The sequence below is a fragment of the Enterococcus sp. DIV0240d genome (assembly GCF_051711245.1).
GTDB lineage: Bacteria > Bacillota > Bacilli > Lactobacillales > Enterococcaceae > Enterococcus_D > Enterococcus_D casseliflavus.
Map to the genome: position 1 here is coordinate 2,538,509 of NZ_JBIOMG010000001.1, position 20,566 is coordinate 2,559,074.

16 protein-coding genes and 1 other annotated feature are annotated in these 20,566 nt (G+C 42.8%); of the genes, 5 read left to right on the top strand and 11 right to left on the bottom strand.

The annotated features are described in order from the left end of the window. Positions 1-28 precede the first annotated feature (28 nt). From yidC to IGJ25_RS11965, 4 genes are all read left to right on the top strand, one after another. Positions 29-958, top strand: coding sequence for a membrane protein insertase YidC (gene yidC / locus IGJ25_RS11950; RefSeq protein WP_010749323.1), 930 nt, complete (start codon positions 29-31; stop codon positions 956-958). A 106-nt stretch (positions 959-1,064) separates the two neighbouring features. Further along, on the top strand, positions 1,065-2,006 hold the full coding sequence (locus IGJ25_RS11955; RefSeq protein WP_225001434.1) for an AEC family transporter: 942 nt from the start codon (positions 1,065-1,067) through the stop codon (positions 2,004-2,006). 295 nt (positions 2,007-2,301) lie between these two features. After that, complete coding sequence (locus tag IGJ25_RS11960; protein WP_016249835.1) at positions 2,302-2,868, top strand: helix-turn-helix domain-containing protein; 567 nt, start codon at positions 2,302-2,304, stop codon at positions 2,866-2,868. Continuing rightward, positions 2,838-3,713, top strand: a complete 876-nt coding sequence (locus IGJ25_RS11965) for an IS3 family transposase (RefSeq protein WP_413118969.1) — start codon at positions 2,838-2,840, stop codon at positions 3,711-3,713. Before IGJ25_RS11960 ends, IGJ25_RS11965 begins: the two co-directional genes overlap by 31 nt. A 126-nt stretch (positions 3,714-3,839) precedes the next feature. On the opposite strand, the gene IGJ25_RS11970 is transcribed toward IGJ25_RS11965, so the two are convergent. The 9 genes from IGJ25_RS11970 to rpsB all read right to left on the bottom strand — a co-directional run bounded on the left by IGJ25_RS11970 (position 3,840) and on the right by rpsB (position 16,508). After that, a complete protein-coding gene (locus IGJ25_RS11970; RefSeq protein ID WP_438779328.1) occupies positions 3,840-8,189 on the bottom strand; it encodes a PolC-type DNA polymerase III in 4,350 nt (1,449 codons plus the stop codon). A 118-nt stretch (positions 8,190-8,307) separates the two neighbouring features. Beyond that, entirely contained in the window at positions 8,308-10,017 is a 1,710-nt protein-coding gene (locus IGJ25_RS11975; protein WP_225001241.1) for a proline--tRNA ligase, read from the bottom strand. A 68-nt stretch (positions 10,018-10,085) separates the two neighbouring features. Next, positions 10,086-11,354, bottom strand: coding sequence for an RIP metalloprotease RseP (gene rseP / locus IGJ25_RS11980; RefSeq protein WP_225001240.1), 1,269 nt, complete (start codon positions 11,352-11,354; stop codon positions 10,086-10,088). Between the two features lie 149 nt (positions 11,355-11,503). Then, on the bottom strand, positions 11,504-12,310 hold the full coding sequence (locus IGJ25_RS11985; RefSeq protein WP_010749318.1) for a phosphatidate cytidylyltransferase: 807 nt from the start codon (positions 12,308-12,310) through the stop codon (positions 11,504-11,506). Continuing rightward, positions 12,307-13,107 carry an isoprenyl transferase gene (locus IGJ25_RS11990; protein ID WP_225001239.1) on the bottom strand — a complete coding sequence of 267 codons (801 nt, stop codon included), beginning with the start codon at positions 13,105-13,107 and terminating at the stop codon, positions 12,307-12,309. Before IGJ25_RS11990 ends, IGJ25_RS11985 begins: the two co-directional genes overlap by 4 nt. Positions 13,108-13,298: 191 nt before the next feature. Beyond that, entirely contained in the window at positions 13,299-13,856 is a 558-nt protein-coding gene (frr, locus tag IGJ25_RS11995; protein WP_005229434.1) for a ribosome recycling factor, read from the bottom strand. A 1-nt stretch (position 13,857) separates the two neighbouring features. After that, a complete protein-coding gene (gene pyrH / locus IGJ25_RS12000) occupies positions 13,858-14,580 on the bottom strand; it encodes a UMP kinase (RefSeq protein ID WP_005229433.1) in 723 nt (240 codons plus the stop codon). A 147-nt stretch (positions 14,581-14,727) separates the two neighbouring features. Continuing rightward, entirely contained in the window at positions 14,728-15,609 is an 882-nt protein-coding gene (gene tsf / locus IGJ25_RS12005; protein WP_005229432.1) for a translation elongation factor Ts, read from the bottom strand. Between the two features lie 110 nt (positions 15,610-15,719). Then, positions 15,720-16,508 (bottom strand): 30S ribosomal protein S2, encoded by a 789-nt coding sequence (rpsB, locus tag IGJ25_RS12010; protein ID WP_005229426.1) that lies wholly within the window; start codon positions 16,506-16,508, stop codon positions 15,720-15,722. A 303-nt stretch (positions 16,509-16,811) separates the two neighbouring features. Here rpsB and IGJ25_RS12015 point away from each other — a divergent pair, with 303 nt between their 5' ends. Then, positions 16,812-17,282, top strand: a complete 471-nt coding sequence (locus tag IGJ25_RS12015) for an arginine repressor (RefSeq protein ID WP_005229424.1) — start codon at positions 16,812-16,814, stop codon at positions 17,280-17,282. A gap of 82 nt (positions 17,283-17,364) precedes the next feature. On the opposite strand, the gene argS is transcribed toward IGJ25_RS12015, so the two are convergent. Next, positions 17,365-19,056 carry an arginine--tRNA ligase gene (argS, locus tag IGJ25_RS12020; RefSeq protein WP_005229423.1) on the bottom strand — a complete coding sequence of 564 codons (1,692 nt, stop codon included), beginning with the start codon at positions 19,054-19,056 and terminating at the stop codon, positions 17,365-17,367. A gap of 127 nt (positions 19,057-19,183) precedes the next feature. Next, positions 19,184-19,377, bottom strand: a binding site (T-box leader). Between the two features lie 79 nt (positions 19,378-19,456). Beyond that, on the bottom strand, positions 19,457-20,470 hold the full coding sequence (gene argF / locus IGJ25_RS12025) for an ornithine carbamoyltransferase (RefSeq protein WP_225001238.1): 1,014 nt from the start codon (positions 20,468-20,470) through the stop codon (positions 19,457-19,459). Positions 20,471-20,566: the final 96 nt, after the last annotated feature.

Here is a 20,566-nt window from a genome sequence, read left to right on the forward strand (position 1 = left end):
TAAATTTATTGTGAAGAGGAAGAATAGAATGTCTAAAATGAATAAATGGCTGCTTTCATCAGGATTATTTGGCCTGTTATTAGCATTATCAGGCTGTGTCAGTACCAATGCTGATGGTACGCCGAAAGAAACAGGAATGATTTATCGCTTTTTGGTGAAACCATTAGGGGATATGATCACGATGCTCGTTGAAAACTTCAACTGGTCTTACGGCTGGGCGATCATCGCGGTAACGATCGTTGTCCGTGTCATTATCTTACCGTTAGGGATCCATCAGTCTCGCAAAACGATGGTTCAAAGTGAAAAAATGCAGTTTCTGAAACCTCAAGTGGATATTGCGCAAGCCAACTTGAAAAAAGCAACCACTCGGGAAGAACAAATGCAAGCGCAAGCGGAGATGCAAAAAATCTACTCTGAAAACAATGTTAGTATGTTTGGCGGTATCGGATGTCTCCCTTTGCTGATTCAGATGCCGATTTTCTCTGCTCTTTATTTCACCGCTCGTTACACACAAGGAATCCAAAACTCTGAATTCTTTGGCGTATCTTTAGGCGACCCAAGCATCCTCTTTGTGGCGATTGCTGGTCTTTCCTACTTGGCACAAGGATATATCTCAACCATCGGGATTCCTGAAGAACAGAAAAAAACGATGAAAACCATGTTGATCGTTTCTCCATTGATGATCGTTTTCATGTCCATGAGTGCACCAGCTGGTGTGACACTTTACTGGGTAGTTGGTGGGGTCTTCAGTTGTATCCAAACGTTTATCACGAATGTCATCATGAAACCAAAAATTCGTGCCCAAGTCGAAGCGGAAATGAAAGCAAATCCGCCTAAAACGGTAGTTACGCCTCGTAAAGACGTAACGCCTGAAAAAACAGAAGCTGTCAAAAAAGCGTTGAATACGACAAAGCCTAATGGAAAAGGTCGTAACGCTGGCAAGCAGCAACGGAAGTAATTCTTGACCAAATCGCTCATTGGGCGGTTTGGTTTTTTGTTGTTTTCAAATGGGAATCAGTTGCTTCTTCTATTGCCTTTCGCTATAGTAAATGAGAGGTGAGCGCATGTTTCAAGCATATATCAATATTTTTGTCATTTTCAGTCTCATGTTTATCGGTTATTGGTTGTCTTACAAACAATGGTTTTCTAATCGAACCGCCGATACGTTTTCAAAACTGGTGTTAAATGTCTCATTACCCGCCAATATGTTTTTGACGACCATTAAAAACTTTACGAAAGACGAGTTTCTCTCATTAGTTTCCTGGATGATCATCCCTTTGCTTTCCATGATGATCACTTACTTCGCCGGTTATTTATGGCGCCGTTTCGCGCAAGTTGAAACCAAACACCAAGGGGCATTTTCCGCCATGTTTACCTTTTCCAATACGATCTTCATCGGCTTACCGATCAATTTAGCCATTTTTGGTGAAAAAGCCGTTCCCTATGTGTTGTTGTACTACATCGTAAATACGACATTATTTTGGACCATCGGTATTTTTGAGTTAGCAAAAGATAACCCCGATTTCGGCGAAGCCCGCATTTCCTTTCATCCATTGGTCATGCTAAAAAAGATTTTTTCGCCAGCCTTGATTGGTTTCATTATCGGCTTGATCTGGATGCTGTTCACATTACCACTGCCCTCCTTTGTTGATGGGCTTGGAAGCTACCTAGCAGATTTAACGACGCCTCTATCAATGTTTATTATCGGGATCATCGTGTACTTTGGCGGGCTCAAGAACTTGCGAATGACCAAAGACATTGCTGGTGTCCTGTTTGGTCGCTTCGTTCTTTCACCTCTCGTTGTATGGCTATTAAGCAGAATCATCCCTGTTCCTGAATTGATGCTTTCTGTGTTTATTATTCAAGCCTCTATGCCCGTCCAAAACTCTGTCCCGATCCTTGTACGAAACTACCAAGGGGATGAAGAATTTGCAACTTCATGTCTAGGCTATTCCGTCTTACTTTACATGGTGTATCTGCCTGTTTTGCTTTTTTTCTTTTTTTAGCAATTTAACAAACTTTGTCGAAAAATACTCGTTACCAAAGGCATTCGCTTCTTTCGGTAACGAGTATTTTTCTTCTCTTTGTATGGTAATGGGTCTTTTGATTCGCTGTCCGAACGGCAACTCCCCTTATGATTTGTCACTATAGATCACGATTTTTCTGATTTTCGCCAGATTGTGACTGCTTAGGTCGATTTAACAAACAAGACAAAAAAGCCCATCATACAGAAACTAGCTATATGAAGCGACCCCCAAAAGTTAGACCAAAATAATCTAACTTTTGGGGGTCGTTATTTGTATGGCAAAATATCCTTTTGAATTAAAACTAAAAATCGTTAAAGAATATCTTAGTGGCGTGGGCGGATATCGGTATCTTGCCAACAAATACGGTATTTCAAGCAAGTCTCAAGTAAGTAATTGGGTGAATGCCTATCGTGAATACGGAGAGGAAGGTCTATTGAGAAAGCATCAAAATCAGAAATATTCTGTTCAATTTAAGTTAAATGCGCTAGAGTTATATCAAACAAGTGAGATGTCCTATCGAGAAGTTGCTAGCACTTTAGAAATGAACAACCCTGCGCTTATTGCCAATTGGATGCGTAATTTCAGAGAAGCAGGTATTGAGGGGCTCTCAAAAGAGAAAGGGCGACCACTTACTTTGACTAGAAAAAAAGAAAACAAAAAAGAAAATACAACAACTGAAGAACGCGATCGTATCAAGGCATTAGAAAAGCAAGTCCGATCCCTTCAAATTGAGAATGCCTTTTTAAAAGAGTTGAGGAAGCTGCGAAAACAGGAAGCCCAGCAAAGACGCAAGAATCAATCGCACGAATCATCGCCAGCCTCCGAGGATCATTCAAACTAGTTGAGCTTCTTGAAACATTGAAATTTCCTAAAGCAACCTATATGTATTGGCAGAAACGGTTTGACAGACCAAACCCAGACCAAGAAATTGAAGAAAAAATGCTTGAAATTCGCAAAGAGCATAAAGACTATGGCTGTCTGCGACTAAAAAAAGAATTAGAGAATCAAGGGATTCATGTCAATAAAAAGAAGATTCAACGTCTGATAAAAAAACTAGGTATCGAAGTAAAGTCTTACACTCGAAAATCTCGACGGTACAATTCTTATCGTGGGAAGGTTGGTACTGTCGCCAAAAATCGTATTCATCGTCGGTTTTATACAAATATCTGTCACCAAAAAATTACAACTGATACCACAGAGTTTAAGTATTATGAAGTAGACACCGCAGGTGTCGTTCGTCAGAAAAAGCTGTATTTAGATCCTTTCATGGATTTCTACAATAGTGAAATTCTATCTTATCGGATTTCTGAAAAACCAAACGCACTAGCCATAATGGAAGGATTAGAAGAAGCAATCCAGATGACAAATGATTGTCCATTTCGTAGAACCTTCCATTCAGATCAAGGATGGGCCTATCAAATGAATGCTTATAAGAATAAATTGAAGCAGCATAAAATCTTCCAGAGTATGTCTCGTAAAGGGAATTGTTTAGATAACTCACCTATGGAAAACTTCTTTGGTTTATTAAAGCAAGAGATTTTTCATGGAGAAGTCTATCGGAGTTTAGATGAATTGAAAACAAAAATTGACCAATATATCTATTATTACAACCATAAACGCATCAAAAAGAAATTAAATTGGCGAAGTCCGGTTCAGTTTCGAGAAGCTGTAAAAACAGCTGTCTAACAGTTAATCTTATCGTACAAAAAAGGAGTGGATTTCTCCACTCCATAAAAGTCTAACTTTTTGGGGTCACTACAATACTAGATGCTGCAATGATGGGCTTATTTTTTTAAGTGGACAGCCGTTGGCTTACAACATATCGAACAACGACAACTGATTTTCATCTGGTAGATCTTTTAGAACACCGTTATCCGTCATGTATTCAATCAACGTCTTAGAAACTTTCCCGCGATTGGCGAGGTCTTCTTTCGATAAGAAGGGACCATCTTTTCGTGCTTCCACGATTTGTTTCGCTACGTTCAGCCCTAAACTCGGTACTGCTCGGAACGGTGCGATCAATTTTTTCCCATCGATCACGAAATTTTCTGCATCGGATTTATACAGATCGATCATTCCAAATTCATAGCCGCGCTCCAGCATTTCATTGGCTAATTCCAGAACCGTCAACAGATTTTTTTCTTTCGTTGACGCATCCATTCCTTTGTCATTGATTTCTTGCATCCGTTCTTTTACGGCATCTTTTCCTTTTGACATAGCAATCAAATCAAAGTCGTCTGCTCGGACAGAGAAATAAGCACAGTAATAGAGAATTGGGAAGTACACTTTAAAGTAAGCCACCCGCAACGCCATCAAGACATACGCCGCAGCATGGGCTTTCGGGAACATGTACTTGATCTTCGAACAAGAATCGATATACCATTCTGGGACATTGTTTTCCCGCATCGCTTGCAAGTAAGTATCCCGCAAGTCGTCAGGGATCTTGTTCCATTGTCCTTTACGGACCGTCTCCATGATTTTAAAGGCCATCCCGTCATCTAAACCAGCATGGATCAAATACACCATGATATCATCCCGACAGCCGATTACTTCCGCTAGGCTGGCATCTCCGCGACGGATCAATTCTTCCGCATTGCCCAACCATACATCGGTACCATGGGAAAGACCAGAGATCTGCAGGAGTTCAGCAAAGGTCGATGGATGGGTTTGATCCAGCATCCCCCGCACAAAGCGGGTACCAAATTCCGGGATGCCTAATGTACCGGTTTTCGAATAGATCTGCTCTTCGGTCACGCCTAACACATCCGTGCCGCCAAAAATACGCATCACTTCTGGATCATCGGTGGGGATCGTTTTTGGATCGATGCCTGATAGATCCTGCAGCATCCGAATGACCGTCGGATCATCGTGTCCGAGGATATCCAGTTTCAAGATATTGTCATGAATCGAATGGAAATCAAAGTGGGTCGTTTTCCACTCCGCATTTTGATCATCCGCTGGGTATTGGATCGGGGTGAAATCATAGACATCCATATAGTCGGGAATAACGATGATCCCCCCCGGATGCTGACCAGTCGTCCGTTTGACGCCTGTGGCACCTTTTGCCAGGCGATCGACTTCGGCTGCTCGATAATGAAGATTATGATCGCGCTCAAAGCCTTTTACGAAACCAAAGGCTGTTTTGTCGGCTACGGTACCGATCGTTCCTGCACGATAGACGTATTCTTCACCGAAGAGTACTTTCGTATAGTTATGGGCTTCTGGCTGATATTCTCCTGAGAAGTTCAAATCGATATCGGGTACTTTATCGCCGTGGAAACCAAGGAACGTTTCAAAGGGAATATCGTGGCCATCTTTGTTCAGACGGGTGCCGCATTTTGGACATTTTTTCTCTGGCATATCATAACCAGAACCATACGAACCGTCTTCGTAAAACTCCGAATACTGGCAATCGGGACAATAATAATGAGGAGCTAATGGATTGACCTCAGTGATCCCCGTCATGGTTGCCACGAAACTAGAACCGACTGATCCCCGTGACCCTACTAGATAGCCGTCTTCATTGCTTTTATGAACGAGTTTTTGTGAGATCAAATAGATCACGGAAAAGCCGTTCCCAATGATCGAATCAAGCTCTTTTTTCAAACGTTTTTCCACGATCTCTGGTAATGGATCGCCGTATAACTCTTTGGCACGGTTGTAACTTAAGTCGGTGATCTCTTGTTCTGATCCGGGAATCTTTGGTGTATACAGATCATCTTTTACCGGAATGACTTTTTCACAAAGATCGGCGATTTTATTCGGGTTCGTCACCACGATTTCTTTCGCCGCTTCTGGACCTAAAAATTGAAAAGCGGTCAGCATCTCATCCGTAGTACGGAAGTGCACGTCTGGTAGGCTATGACGATTCAACGGATTGGCGCCTCCCATTGAATTGATCAAGACCTTGCGATAAATGGCGTCTTCTTCGTTTAGGTAATGGGCATTCCCAGTAGCCACAACGATTTTCCCTAACTCTTCCCCCATTTTTACCAGATTCCGAATGATGTCTTCTAGGTCTTTTTCACTTTTCACGAGTTCCGTTTCCAAAAGATGGGCATAAACTGCTTTGGGCATGACTTCGATGTAGTCATAAAACTTGGCAAGTTCTCGTGCTGCATCGACCCCTTTTTGCATCATTGCGACAAAGACTTCTCCTTTATCACAGGCGGTTCCGACTAACAATCCTTCCCGCAATTTCACCAATTCTGAACGTGGGATTCGTGGGACTTTATCATGGAAGTACTTCACATTCGACATCGAGATCAGCTTGAATAAATTTTTCAATCCTGCCTGTGTTCGAGCCAAGATCGTGGCATGGAAGGGTCGAGCTGCTTTGTAGGAGTTCTCACCTCCCACGTGTCGGTTCAACTCTTCGTGCAGCAGCATCTCATGTTTTTCCATTGCTTCTTTGACAAAGATCCATGCTAAATGACCGGTTGCCTCCGCATCGTAGATCGCTCGGTGATGTTGTTCTAAGCTGACGCCGAATTTTTTAGAAAGGACACCTAAACCAAATCGCTTAAACTCTGGATACAAATAACGAGCGAGTTCCAATGTATCAATGACGGGATTTTCCACTTCTGGAATACCGTATTTTCGATAACTGGTATTTAAGAAGCCCATATCAAATGACGCATTGTGGGCAACTAAAATGGCTCCTTCAGAAAACTCACGGAACAAACGTAAGACTTCTTCTTCTGATTTTGACCCGCGAACCATTTCATCGGTGATTCCCGTCAGTTCTACGGTCGTTCGCGATAACGGATGACCTGGATCGATAAATTCATCAAAGGATGCCTCCACGTTGCCTTTATGCATCCGCACAGCAGCCAACTCAATGATGGTGTCGTATACTGCAGACAACCCAGTGGTCTCCACGTCAAACACGATATAAGTAGCATCGGTCAGTGGAACAGGCTGAGGATTGTAGGCAACCGCTACGCCGTCATCCACGATATTGGCTTCCACACCGTAAAGAATTTTAACACCAGCCTTTTCTCCTGCATGATGGGCATCAGGGAACCCTTGCGCTCCACCATGATCGGTGATCGCAATCGCCTTATGGCCCCATTTGCCTGCTTGAGCGACAAAATCCGCCACGTTGTTGGTGGCATCCATCGTACTCATATTGGAATGCAGGTGGAGTTCGACCCGTTTCTCGCCTTCAGGTGCATAGTCTTTGCGGGCTTCGTGTTTGACTTCCAGCAAATCTTGCGCATTCATAACGAGATCTCGCATGAAGGTATCTTCTTGGACGCTACCGCGTACTTTGACCCAACTACCTTTGGCGATGGCATCAAAAACTTGTTCATCTTTTTCATTGTTGGAGAATTTTTTCACACTAAACGATGACGTATAGTCGGTGATTTTCAAGATCAAAATCTTCCGTTTTGAACGCAATTCGCGGACTTCTTTATCAAAGACATACCCTTGGATCGTAACTCGGCGTTCTTCCTCGATGATATTGATCATCGGTGTCACAGGTTCATCGGCAGGAATATTACGTCCCAAGGCGATTGGTCCGTCAAATTCGACTGTTTTGACTTCTTTTTTGCGTTGCTCGTGCGCCATTAAGTTCTCAGCAGCTTGTTGTTGGAACGCTGCTGTTTGCTCTTCCTTGCGTGCTTCAAGTTCTTTTAAGGCCGCCTCCGCTTGCTCTTGGTCTAGCTGCGGCAAGATCCGAAATTTTTGAAAGCCGAAGGTACTATAATTTTCCTCAATGATCGGCAAGTACTGCTGCTGCAAAATCGTGATGACCGCATCATTGTTGACTGGCAAAATCACTTTGTTCTCTTGCAGCACAGGCATTTGGTTTTTGATCACTTGATGAACCAATGGTCGATCACAATTTTGATTGGCTAACGCTAATGGCCAATATTCTTGAATGAATTGCTCATCAAAGGAACCATCTTGAGCTTCAATGATGATACGAACTTCCGCAATCTCTTTAAACGCCAATTCAATATGTTGTTTAAAGGACTGATACACCATCACCGGTAATAAACGTTCAAATTGGAAATAAAACGTCCACGCTTTTGATTGTCGATGCACGGTCACTTGTTTGATTTGGGCAGTCTGCATCAACGGATGCTGCCGAAGATTTGGGGCAGCTGCAATTTGGTCTAATAATATCTCAAAGGTCTCTCTTTCTTTTGACAATTGAAGATCCTCCTTTTCTCAGTACTCACTAGTATACCTCTTTTTGCCCTCATTTTCATTAAAAAATCGAGAAAGGATTTCCTCTCTCGATCTGCTATTCATTCTTGTTCGTTCCTGTTTATTCCTGATTGGCTAACAAAATCGTCAGGGTCGAAGCGACTTCTTCTTTTCTCACTTCAACGGTCGCACCAGTATGCTTGATTTTGATCTCCACGATGCCTTCTACGGCTTTTTTACCGATAGTCAAGCGAATCGGACAGCCAATCAAATCGGCATCTGCAAATTTGACCCCTGCACGTTCATTGCGGTCATCTACCAGCACTTGATAGCCGACTTGGTTCATCATTTCTTCTACTTCTTCACTTAAGGCATTTTGATAGCTATCTTCAATCGACGTTTGAATGATATGCACATCAAATGGCGCAATTTCTTGGGGCCAATCGATCCCAAACTCATTGCCGTATTGTTCGACGATCGTTGAAAGCAGACGGGAAACCCCCAGCCCATAACAGCCCATGATGATTGGTTGCTCATCGCCGTTTTCATCGACAACCGTCGCTTCTTGCGCCTCACTGTACTTGGTTCCTAACTTGAAGATATGCCCAACTTCGATTCCTCGCGTAAAGGTTAAGGTTCCTTTTCCATCTGGAGAAGGATCACCTTCTTGAACTAAGCGAAAATCGGCAAAGGCTAATGGTTGAAAATCACGCCCCACATTCGCATTGAGATAATAGCTTTGTTTTTCTGCCGCTGGAACGATCAGATTCGCCATATCTTGGACATGCTGATCGGCGTACAACTGGATCGAATCAGCAAGCGCAATGGGACTGCGCAGCTGCGTCTCACTCGTCAGATAAGACTCCGCTTCCTCAACAGTCAGCACCTTCACGTGATCAGCGGCTAAGTAATGCTTGACCTTTGTTTCATTGAGGCTGTGATCGCCACGTAATAACACCATAATGACTTGCTCGTCAACGAGTAATAAAGATACTTGAACGATTTTTTGCAAGTCTGTTTCGTATGCCTGCGCCAACTCCCCTAACGTTAAAGGCTCATCCTGAACGACTTTTTGTAATTCTAAATAGGTCTCGTGTGATTTTTTGGCGATGTATTGACTGGTTGCTAATTTCCAATTGGCGACATAATCGCTTTCGGTCGAGTAGCAGATCAGCTCTTCGCCGATCCCCGACAATGCCAAAAATTCTTTCGAATCTCTGCCACCCATCAAGCCATTGTCCCCGACCACTGCCCGATACTCGATCCCACAGCGTTTCAATATTGCATGATAAGCCATTTCGTAACGATTATAGGTTTGATCTAAGCTGGCTTCATCGGCATGAAAGGAATAGCCATCTTGCATGATAAATTCGCGGCTGCGGATCAATCCAAAGCGCGGCCGCTGTTCGTCCCGATATTTCGTTTGGATCTGATACAAGCTCAATGGCAGCCGTTTATAAGACGTGATCTCGTTTTTGATCAATGTCGTAAACGGCTCTTCATGAGTAGGTCCTAAAACAATCTCTCGTTCGTTTCGATCGGTTAATCGATACAAGGACTCACCATACAATGAGGCACGTCCTGACTCCTTCCATGGCTCATATGGAAGCAAAGAAGGCATCGCCATCTCTACGGCATCGATTTGTGCCAATTCTTCACGGATGACCCGCTTGATCTTTTCTAACACCCTTTGTGCTAGCGGCAAGTAAACATAAATGCCTGCCGCCACTTGTCGAATATACCCTGCCCTAACTAACAGTTGATGACTTAACGTTTCCGCATCGCTGGGGGTTTCCCGCAATGTCGGAATCAAACATTTTGACTGTTTCATTTTTTTCTCCTTTCCTACAAAAAATCATGTTCACCCGATCAACAATTGATTTGCTTGTGCGTATTATTTTAAAAGAAGAAACGTTGGATATCATTCCAGGTAACGAGAACCATCAGCAGCATCAAAAACCCAAACCCAATCAGGGTAATGATGCCTTCTTTTTCTTGGCTGATTGGCTTGCCTCGCAAACCTTCTAAAATATTTAAAACCAGCTTACCGCCATCCAATCCAGGAATCGGTAATAAATTAAAGATCCCCAAGTTGATAGAAATCATCGCCATCATCGCGATCACCGTTGTTACCCCTTGCGATGCAGCTTGAGAAGACAGTTGGAAAATCGCTACCGGTCCACCCAATTTATTGATATCTGGTTGGGCAATCAAGTTGCCGACTGCTCTAAAAATCACCAGTGAATTGTCAATGGTCGTTTGCAAGCCACCCAGTAAGATATCTCCGATCCCAGTTTTTAAGGAAGCGGTGATCCCTAAGAAACCGATCGTGGTCTCCCCTGATTCTTGACTCGCAGGAGTTGCCGTCAAATCAAGTGTTTCTGATCCTCGTTTGACTGCTAGAGCAATCTGAGTATCTGGGTACTTTTGGATCTCAGTCGTTAATTCTGACCAGTTAGAAACATCGACACCTTCGACAGCTAAGATTACATCGCCATTTTGCAGCCCTGCTTCAGCTGCCGGTGTTCCTGCTTCGATTCCTGTCACGATGGTTGCATCTTGATTCGCAACACCACCTTGTGCAAACACCAACCCAGTGAATAAGACCAAGGATAAAATAAAGTTGTTCATCGGTCCGGCAAAATTCGTCAACATTCGCTGCCAAAGCTTTGCGGACTGAAATTGAACGTCTTTTGGTGCGATCCGAACTTCAACGCCATCTTCATGAATGATCGTTGCGTCATGATCCACAGCGTACATAACCGCTTCTTGTTCATTGCCGTTGATGAACCCTGTGATCGTCAACTTTTCCTCCAAGTCAAAGTCGGTCACTTCCATAGGGATCGCTTGCGGCAATTGGATCTTTTTGCTCGTATTGATTTTGATAACTTTGCCAGTTGCATCTTGAACCAAGGAGACTGGCATACCTGGTGTTAATTCTGTTTCATCTTCACCCCAGCCCGCCATTTGGACATACCCGCCTAATGGCAGCATCCGAATCGTGTAGGTCGTCCCATCTTTCGCTTGATGCGCGAACAATTTAGGCCCCATACCGATGGCAAACTCTCTTACTAAAATACCTGCCCGTTTTGCAAAGAAGTAGTGTCCAAACTCGTGAATCACTACCACTACGGAAAAGATAATGATAAATACAAGTATCGTTTTCATGCTCGTTCCTCTCTTTCACAGCATCCCTCTCATTCAGGGCAGCCTTTCCTTATTTTATCACACCGATTCCCGTTGAGGAACTCACATTCCCGTTGTAACAAGAATTTAAAAAAAGAAGCGCAAGCCAAGCCTGCACTTCTAAATAATTTCTAAAAAACACCGAATAAATACATGATTGGAAACACAAACAGCATGCTATCGAAGCGATCCAAGATCCCGCCATGTCCTGGCAAAAGATTGCCTGAATCCTTCACGCCATAATGACGTTTGATTGCCGATTCCACTAAATCCCCGAATTGACCAGCGATCGAAAAGAGGACCGTCAATAAGATCATGATGGCACTACCATGCCCAAAATAATCTTTCCCTGGAAATGCCAGTAGATACAAACCGGCTACGACCACCGCAGCAGCAATCCCGCCTAGGGCCCCTTCGATCGTTTTATTAGGGGAAATCTCTGGCCATAATTTTCGTTGTCCGTAACGCCGTCCCACCATGTAAGCCCCAATATCCGTTGCCCACACGATAAACAGACCGAAAACTAAAACGACTAAGCCATCTGTTGCTGAACGTGCCGTCAAGAAACGTTCAAACCCGACACCAGTATATAAGCTGACGATCACTGGAAACCCAGCTTCATCGATAGTATACGTATTTTTAGAAATAACCGCGATCCCTAGTAATAAAAGGACGATTACATAATACAAGGCACTTTTATCTGTGCCCTCTGGCAAAAAGAAAAACCAGCGTTCTTGAGGTAAAACTAAAATCACCGCACCGATGATTGAAAGAATTCCTTCAAAACTGAAAACAGCTAGTCCTTTCATCCGAAATAATTCATAAACACCGATCCCTGCCATCGCTGCTGCCAGCAATTCGACGGCAATGCCGCCAACGTAAATAATTGGCAGGAAAAAGGCTAATGCGACGACCGCAGTGATTACACGTTGTCTCACTCTTCTTCCTCCTTCGTTTTCAAACCGCCAAAACGCCGGTTTCGTTGTTGAAAGCTCCCGATCGCATCTTCTAGTAAAGCAGCATCGAAATCAGGCCAGAGCGCTTTCGTAAAGAATAATTCGCTGTAAGCAATCTGCCATAACAAGAAGTTGCTGATACGTTCTTCGCCACTCGTGCGAATCACCAATTCAGGATCACGTAACGCGTTTGGCAAAAAACCAGTCATCAAATGTGTCGCCAGCATGTCTTCCGTGAGCTTGGGCAGGGCTTCCTCCGAAGCTGCAAGCTCTTCATAAAGGGCTTGGACAGCAGTCAAAATTTCTGCGCGGCTGCCGTAATTTAAAGCAAAATTCAAGATCATCCCGGTATTATCTTTGGTTTGGCCAATCGCTCGCTTGACCGCTTCTTGTGTGTGTTCGGGTAAAGATTCCGTGAACCCCATCACTTTGACTTGAACATTTTCTTTGATCAGCTCAGGAACAAACGTATCGAAAAAGTCGACGGGCAGTTGCATCAAAAAGTCCACTTCTTCGTTTGGCCGTTTCCAATTCTCTGTTGAAAACGCATAAAGAGTCAATACTTTCACACCAAGGTGTGAAGCATGTTTCGTGATCTTTTTTACCGTCTCCATGCCTTCTTTGTGACCAGCTACTCTTGGCAAGCGCCGATTTTGCGCCCATCTGCCATTGCCATCCATAATGATCGCGATGTGTTGGGGAATCGGCAGTGATGGATCAAATTCATGTTCAGCCGCTTCTTTGATATATTTGTCTTTTTGTGGAAAAAAACGCAGCATCGTATTCGCTCCTCTTCCAATTCTTGAAATTCATCTTTTACATTATAACAATAATCAGATTTCTTGCCTATGAAAACCAAGAAAAGATTTCCATATTAAGAAAAAACAAAAAAACAGTCGTGATATTCAAGTACATACGCCACTTTCGCCCATAAAAAAAGAGCCGCTGAAGCGACTCTTCGTCATTCCTTTTAAACCTCAAGTAGCTCTTGCTCTTTTTCAGCTGCGATCGCATCGATTTCTTTGATGCTGTTATCTGTAGCAGTTTGCACTTCTTTTTCAGATTCACGCAAATCATCTTCTGTAATATCGCCAGCTTTTTCTTGTTTCTTGTAAGCTTCCATCGCATCACGGCGAATGTTACGGACCGCGATTTTCGCATTTTCAGCTTCTTTTTTCACGTCTTTGGCTAATTCTTTACGACGTTCTTCCGTTAATTGAGGAATCACCAAACGAATGACTGTTCCGTCATTGGCAGGTGTGATACCAATATCACTTTGCATGATAGCTTTTTCTACTTCTTGGATCATTGTTTTGTCAAAAGGTGTGATCATCAAAATTCTTGCTTCTGGAATCGTAATTGAAGCCATTTGGTTCAAGGGTGTTGGTACACCATAGTAAGTAACCATTACGCGGTCTAAGATGCTCGCATTCGCGCGGCCAGCACGGATTTGTCCTAATTCCCGCTGCAAGTTTTCTGCTGCTTTTTTCATTTTGTCTTTTGCTTCTGTTAAAATTTTGTCAGCCATGTTATTTCCCCCTTACTGTCGTTCCAATATGTTCACCTAAAATGGCGCGGCGAATGTTTCCATGCTCATTCAAGTTGAATACGACTAATGGAATATCGTTGTCCATACTTAATGAACTTGCGGTTGAATCCATTACTTGCAATCCTTTAGAAATGACTTCTAAATGAGTCAATTCTTCAAATTTCACAGCACTTTGGTCCGTTTTAGGATCTGCTGAGTAGACGCCATCAACATTGTTTTTCGCCATCAAAATGACATCAGCGTTGATTTCAGCTGCCCGTAAGGCTGCGGTCGTATCAGTTGAGAAATAAGGGTTTCCGGTTCCGCCTGCAAAAATGACGACCCGCCCTTTTTCTAAGTGACGTTCTGCTCTGCGACGAATATAAGGCTCTGCGATTTGACGCATTTCGATCGAAGTTTGGACACGCGTTGGTACACCAGCATTTTCTAGCGTGTCTTGTAATGCTAAAGCATTCATCACAGTCGCTAACATGCCCATGTAATCAGCTTGTGCTCTTTCCATCCCCATTTGCGCGCCGATTTGTCCACGCCAAATGTTCCCGCCGCCGACCACGATCGCCATCTGTACGCCTAATTCGTGGACTTCCTTGATCTCTTTAACGATCTCTTGGATCGTCGGTGGTTTGATCCCAAAGCCTTCGTCACCCGCTAATGCTTCACCACTTAATTTTAATACAACACGTTGATATTTTGGTTTGCCCATCATGATTCCTCCGTACATTCTCCAATACTATTGTAGCATATTGGTGCTCTTTCGTTGAAAATTATCTACACTATTTCTTCAAAAACCGTTTTTGCTTAAAAAAAGGGAGCGCACTTCCATGCGTTCCCATCTGTTCGAGGAACAGAATTATTTTTTCACTTGGCTCATTACTTCTTCAACGAAGTTGTCTTCGCGTTTCTCGATACCTTCGCCGACTTCAAAGCGGACAAAAGATTTCACAGTTGCGCCTTTTGATGCAACATATTTTTCAACTGTCATATCTGGGTCTTTAACGAATGGTTGGTCAACCAAAGCGATTTCTGCTTTAAATTTCTTCAAGCGTCCTTCAACCATTTTTTCAACGATGTTCGCTGGTTTGCCTTCGTTCAATGCTTGTTCTGTCAAGACTTGTTTTTCATGATCCAATTCTTCTTGAGAGATTTGTGCTTCGTTCACGTAGCGAGGGTTGATCGCTGCAACGTGCATTGCAACATCTTTCGCAACTGATTCGTCAGTTGTTCCTTCAAGAACAGTCAATACAGCAATACGTCCGCCCATGTGTAGGTAACCGCCGAAAGCAGCATTGTCATCTTTTTCAACAACTTCAAAACGACGGAAGCTGATTTTTTCTCCGATTACTTGTGTTGCTTCGATCAACGCAGCATCCATTGTGCCTTTAGAAGTTTCTAATTTTAAAGCAGCATCCATATCAGCTGGTTTGTTTGCTGCGATTACTTCAGCGATTTCTTTTACTAAGTCTTGGAACATTTCGTTTTTAGAAACGAAGTCAGTTTCTGAGTTCACTTCAACGATTGCTGCTGTGTTGCCGTTGATCGCTACAGATGCTAAACCTTCAGCAGCAATACGGTCGTTTTTCTTCGCAGCTTTTGCCATACCTTTTTCACGTAATAAGTCTACGGCTTTTTCGATGTCGCCTTCTACTTCAACTAATGCACGTTTTGCGTCCATCATTCCTACACCAGTCATATCGCGTAATTCTTTTACTAATTTAGCTGTTACTTCTGCCATTTTTTGTTTCCTCCTAAATGTTTTTAAATAAGATTGCTTGTCTTTAAAAAAAGCTGTTTCAAAGGAGAGTGAGGCTTGGCGCCTAGCCTTTGAAACAGCTCCATCATTTATTATTCAGCTGATGCGTTGTCGCCTTCGACAACATCAACGATTTCTTCGATTGAAGTTGCGTTTTCTGTTGATTCAGCAGCAAAATCTTCTTCTGCTACTTGGTCTTCGCCTTGGTTACCTTCGATGAAAGCATCTGCCATTTTCGCAGTGATCAATTTAACGGCACGAATAGCATCATCGTTTGATGGGATAACAACATCGATTTCGTCTGGATCACAGTTTGTATCGACCATCGCTACGATCGGGATATTTAATTTGCGTGCTTCTTGGATCGCGATACGTTCTTTACGTGGGTCAACAACGTACATTACATCTGGAATTCTTGGCATATCAGCGATACCGCCTAAGAATTTTTCAAGACGTTCGCGCTCTTTGTTCAAGCCAACGACTTCTTTTTTAGGAAGAACAGCAAATGTGCCATCTTCTTCCATTTTGTTGATTTGTTTCAAACGAGCAACACGTTTTTGGATTGTTTCCCAGTTTGTCAAAGTTCCACCTAACCAACGATGGTTAACATAGTATTGACCTGAACGGATTGCTTCTTCTTTGATTGCTTCTTGTGCTTGTTTTTTAGTACCTACGAACAATGCAACGCCGCCTTCTTCAGCAACATTTTTCATGTAGTCGTAAGCTGCGTCTACTAATTTCACTGTTTTTTGCAAATCAATGATGTAGATGCCGTTTCTTTCTGTGAAGATATATTTCTTCATTTTTGGGTTCCAGCGACGAGTTTGGTGACCAAAGTGTACGCCGGCTTCTAGTAATTGTTTCATTGAGATTACTGCCATGTTGTGTTTCCTCCAATTTGGTTTTTTTGTTTTCCTCTCTTGCTCTTTTACTCCTTGAAGAACTGAATCGATCAGCACCGCTTCGCAGATGGAACAAGATGTGGGATTGACGTGAAAAACTCACGCCTTAAACAGTATACAGTAGCTAAAAAAGAAATGCAACTGATTCAAATGAAAAAACTACGATACGTGCTCCAGCTTTTTTTTAACATTCTAATTCTTTTCTTATTATATCTAGGTTTTTTCGGCTTTATCTGCTATGATAAGGCTGACTTAATCAATCATGCTTAAAGGAGTTTACCTATGCGAAAAGCTGATCGCCATTTACTTATTAGACAAATTATTACTGAACATACTGTACGCACGCAAGAAGAATTATTGCAGCAATTGGAAGCCCAAGGCGTCTCCGCCACGCAAGCGACCATCTCTCGCGATATTCGTGATTTGAAAATCGTGAAAGTGCCCGATGAAACAGGTCAGACGAAGTTTGTCATTTTTCAAGGAATGCAATCGTCAGAAGATGAAAAAGAAGAAGAGCAGCGATTGATACAGATGATCGAAGACGTTGTCACTAAAGTAGATCGTGTGCAATTTATGACGTTGATCCATACCGTTGCGGACAATGCGCCTTTGCTTTCGGCTGCGATCGATGAAGTGACTATGCCAGAAAAAGTTTGCTCGTTGGCGGGCTTTGATACAGTAGCGGTGATTTCCCGCAGCGACGAAGATGCCGAAACTTTTTATCAATTTATCAGAAACCACGCGGTCTTATAAGACACCGAACAAATGTGACCTATCTGTATTTTTACTACAAAAAAGCTGTGTCCTTGTCGAAACAAGGACACAGTTTTTTTTGTTACATTTTGTCGGGTGCATGTAAACCAAGCAACCGTAAATCTTCTTTTAATAAGGTCGTTACTGCATAAACTAGAGCCAGACGTGCGTCTTTTTCCGCATCTTCAGCCAAGATTTTCACATTGGCGTAATACTTATTAAAGGCCTGTGCCAATTTGATGGCATGTTTAGCAATGACGGATGGTTCATATTTTTCTGCTGCTTGCAGCACGGTTTCTGGGTAGCGCTGAATCAATTTGATGACTTCCCAGCTCTCAGTATCTGCCAATGACAAACTGCTGACAGCAGCAGGATCAAAGTCGGCTTTTTCAAGAATGCTCATCGCACGGGCATGAGAATATTGCACATAGGGTCCGGTCTCTCCTTCAAAACGGACAACTTCTTCTAGCGTAAAGTCGAAATTATTCAAACGGTCATTTTTCAAATCGTGGAAAACGACTGCCCCGACACCGACTTGTTTTGCAACTTCTTCTTTGTTTTCAAGGGTTGGGTTCTTTTCAGTGATTTGTTCTTTCGCTGAATCGATCGCTTCATTCAATACTTCTTCTAAAAGAACGATCTTCCCTTTTCTCGTAGATAATTTTTTCCCATCTTTGGTGATCAACCCAAATGGTACGTGGGTCATATCATCTGCCCACTCAAAGCCCATTTCCTTCAAAACAGCTTTTAATTGCTTGAAGTGATAACTTTGCTCATTTCCTACCACGTACAATGATTTGGCAAAATTGTAGGTCCGTTTGCGGTATAGCGCCGCAGCCATGTCCCGGGTGATGTAAAGAGTCGCACCATCGGATTTGCGGATCAAGGCTGGATTTAAGTCATACGCAGCCAAATCAACGATTTCTGCCCCTTGGTCTTCTTTCAGCAAGTGTTTTTCCTCTAATAATTCCACGACTTCTGTCATTTTATCATTATAGAAAGCTTCGCCATTCAATGAATCAAAGGAAACTTCCAACATATCATAGATTTTATTGAATTCTTTTAATGATTCATCACGGAACCATTGCCATAAATCCATTGCTTCTTGGTCACCATCTTCTAGTTTCTTGAACCAAGCTCTCGCATCATCTTCTAATTGTTTATCTGTCTCGGCAGCTTCATGAAAATCAACATACAAACGCAACAGTTCGTTGATTGGTTCCGCTTTGACCGCTTCTTCTGACCCCCATTTTTTATAGGCCACGATCAATTTCCCAAATTGTGTGCCCCAGTCGCCTAAATGGTTGATGCGAATTGGCTGGTAACCGATTTTTTCTAAAATAAAGCCGATCGAGTTACCGATCACAGTGGAACGCAAATGCCCCATTGAGATGGGTTTGGCAATATTTGGTGAAGACATATCGATGGGTACTGCTTGCTGATTGCCGATGGTTTGATCGCCAAAATGATTTTTTTCTTTGAGAACCATCTCTAAGACGTGGGCAGAGATTGCTTTTTTATCCATAAAGAAGTTTAAATATGGACCGACCACTTCAATTTTTTCAAAAGACGCTTGATCGATTTTTTCTGCTAAGTCTGCGGCAATTTGCTGCGGCGCTTTCCGATAGACTTTTGCTAGCGAGAAGGCTGGGAATGCCACATCCCCATGGTCGGCTGACTTTGGATTTTCCAGTAATTGCTGAACTTGTTCGATCGATAGATCTTCTTTTACTACTTGATGGATGGCTTGTGCGACGATTTCTTTGTTATTCATAGTATCCCTCCTATAATGACTGAGCCCATGTTTTGATGAAAAGTTGTTTGAAGCAAGCAAACAGCTGTATGTTTTTAACGCAAGAAATGATTGATAAAAACAAAAAAGCCTCTAGCGCATAACATGCACTAGAGACGAGATTTCCCGCGGTACCACTCTGATTGTCCTTTTCGGACCCACTTTTTTCTGATAACGGCAGAATTCCGTTTGCTTGGCAAATTCTCACAAGTGCGTTTCACAATCTGATCAATTCGGCTTCCACCACCCCGAACTCGCTAACTGATACTCGAATCGCTACTTCTCTTGTTTCATCAAATCAAGGCTATTTACTTCCCAGAAAGTATAGCAAAGAAATGTTTGTTTGGCTAGCGAGATTTTGGCATTTTCAAAAAAAATTATTTTATACTTTAGGAATAAATAGATCTCCAGCAGTCACTGCCATGATCGCTTTGATTGAGTGCAAACGATTTTCGGCTTGATCAAATTGACGGGCATACTTACTGCGAAAGACCTCATCAGTGACTTCCATCTCAGAAATTCCATACGCCTGCGCTGCTTTTTTGCCATACGTAGTCTGATCATCATGAAATGCTGGCAAACAATGCATAAAAATCACTTGATCGTTTTGGGTTTTTTTCATCAACGATTGGTTGACTTGATACGGCAGCAGCTGTTCGATCCGTTCTTGGAATTTTTCTTCTTCACCCATTGATACCCAAACATCGGTATACACGACATCAGCGCCTAGAACACCTTGATCCACATCATCAGTCACCATGATCTTTGCGCCAGAGTGCTGGGCATAGGCTTGTGCCTGCGCGATGATGGTTGCTTCTGGCTGCAAGGCCTTCGGGGTGACGACATGAATATTGACCCCTAAAATCGCACTCGTCACTAACAAAGAATTGGCGACATTGTTGCGCCCATCCCCACAGTATGCGATGGTCAAGCCAGTCAGTTCACCGAAGTTTTCTTGAATGGTTAAAAAGTCAGCGATCATTTGCGTTGGATGCCATTCATCCGTTAAGCCATTCCAAACAGGTACGCCTGAATAGCTGGCCAGATCTTCGACAACCTGTTGGCTAAAGCCGCGAAACTCGATCCCGTCAAACATACGGCCGAATACTTTGGCGGTATCTTCAACGGATTCTTTAGACCCCAACTGAATATCATTGGCCCCTAAAAATTCCGGATGTGCCCCCAGATCCACCGCTGCAACCGTAAAGGCTGCTCGCGTCCGTGTCGAATTCTTTTCAAACAAAAGTGCAATATTTTTTCCTTCTAAGTAGCGATGTGGTTGATTGTTGGCCTTCATCCCTTTCAAGTGCTGGGAAAAATCAATCAGATATTGTAGTTCTTCTTTTGTAAAATCCTTTTCTGCTAAAAAACTGCGTCCTTTAAAAACCGATGTCATTGCATACCCGCCCTCCAATTAACTAATAATTATACATTATGATATCAAATAATGAAATAAAATACAACGGAATCTTCTGTTTGCTCATAAAGAAAC

Coding starts and splice junctions, on each gene's coding strand:
- pyrH (WP_005229433.1), bottom strand. CDS start 14,580: ATGGGCAAACCAAAATATCAACGTGTTGTATTAAAATTAAGTGGTGAA.
- IGJ25_RS11960 (WP_016249835.1), top strand. CDS start 2,302: ATGGCAAAATATCCTTTTGAATTAAAACTAAAAATCGTTAAAGAATAT.
- frr (WP_005229434.1), bottom strand. CDS start 13,856: ATGGCTGACAAAATTTTAACAGAAGCAAAAGACAAAATGAAAAAAGCA.
- rpsB (WP_005229426.1), bottom strand. CDS start 16,508: ATGGCAGTAATCTCAATGAAACAATTACTAGAAGCCGGCGTACACTTT.
- argS (WP_005229423.1), bottom strand. CDS start 19,056: ATGAATAACAAAGAAATCGTCGCACAAGCCATCCATCAAGTAGTAAAA.
- IGJ25_RS11975 (WP_225001241.1), bottom strand. CDS start 10,017: ATGAAACAGTCAAAATGTTTGATTCCGACATTGCGGGAAACCCCCAGC.
- argF (WP_225001238.1), bottom strand. CDS start 20,470: ATGACATCGGTTTTTAAAGGACGCAGTTTTTTAGCAGAAAAGGATTTT.
- IGJ25_RS11955 (WP_225001434.1), top strand. CDS start 1,065: ATGTTTCAAGCATATATCAATATTTTTGTCATTTTCAGTCTCATGTTT.
- IGJ25_RS12015 (WP_005229424.1), top strand. CDS start 16,812: ATGCGAAAAGCTGATCGCCATTTACTTATTAGACAAATTATTACTGAA.
- yidC (WP_010749323.1), top strand. CDS start 29: ATGTCTAAAATGAATAAATGGCTGCTTTCATCAGGATTATTTGGCCTG.
- rseP (WP_225001240.1), bottom strand. CDS start 11,354: ATGAAAACGATACTTGTATTTATCATTATCTTTTCCGTAGTGGTAGTG.
- IGJ25_RS11990 (WP_225001239.1), bottom strand. CDS start 13,107: ATGCTGCGTTTTTTTCCACAAAAAGACAAATATATCAAAGAAGCGGCT.
- tsf (WP_005229432.1), bottom strand. CDS start 15,609: ATGGCAGAAGTAACAGCTAAATTAGTAAAAGAATTACGCGATATGACT.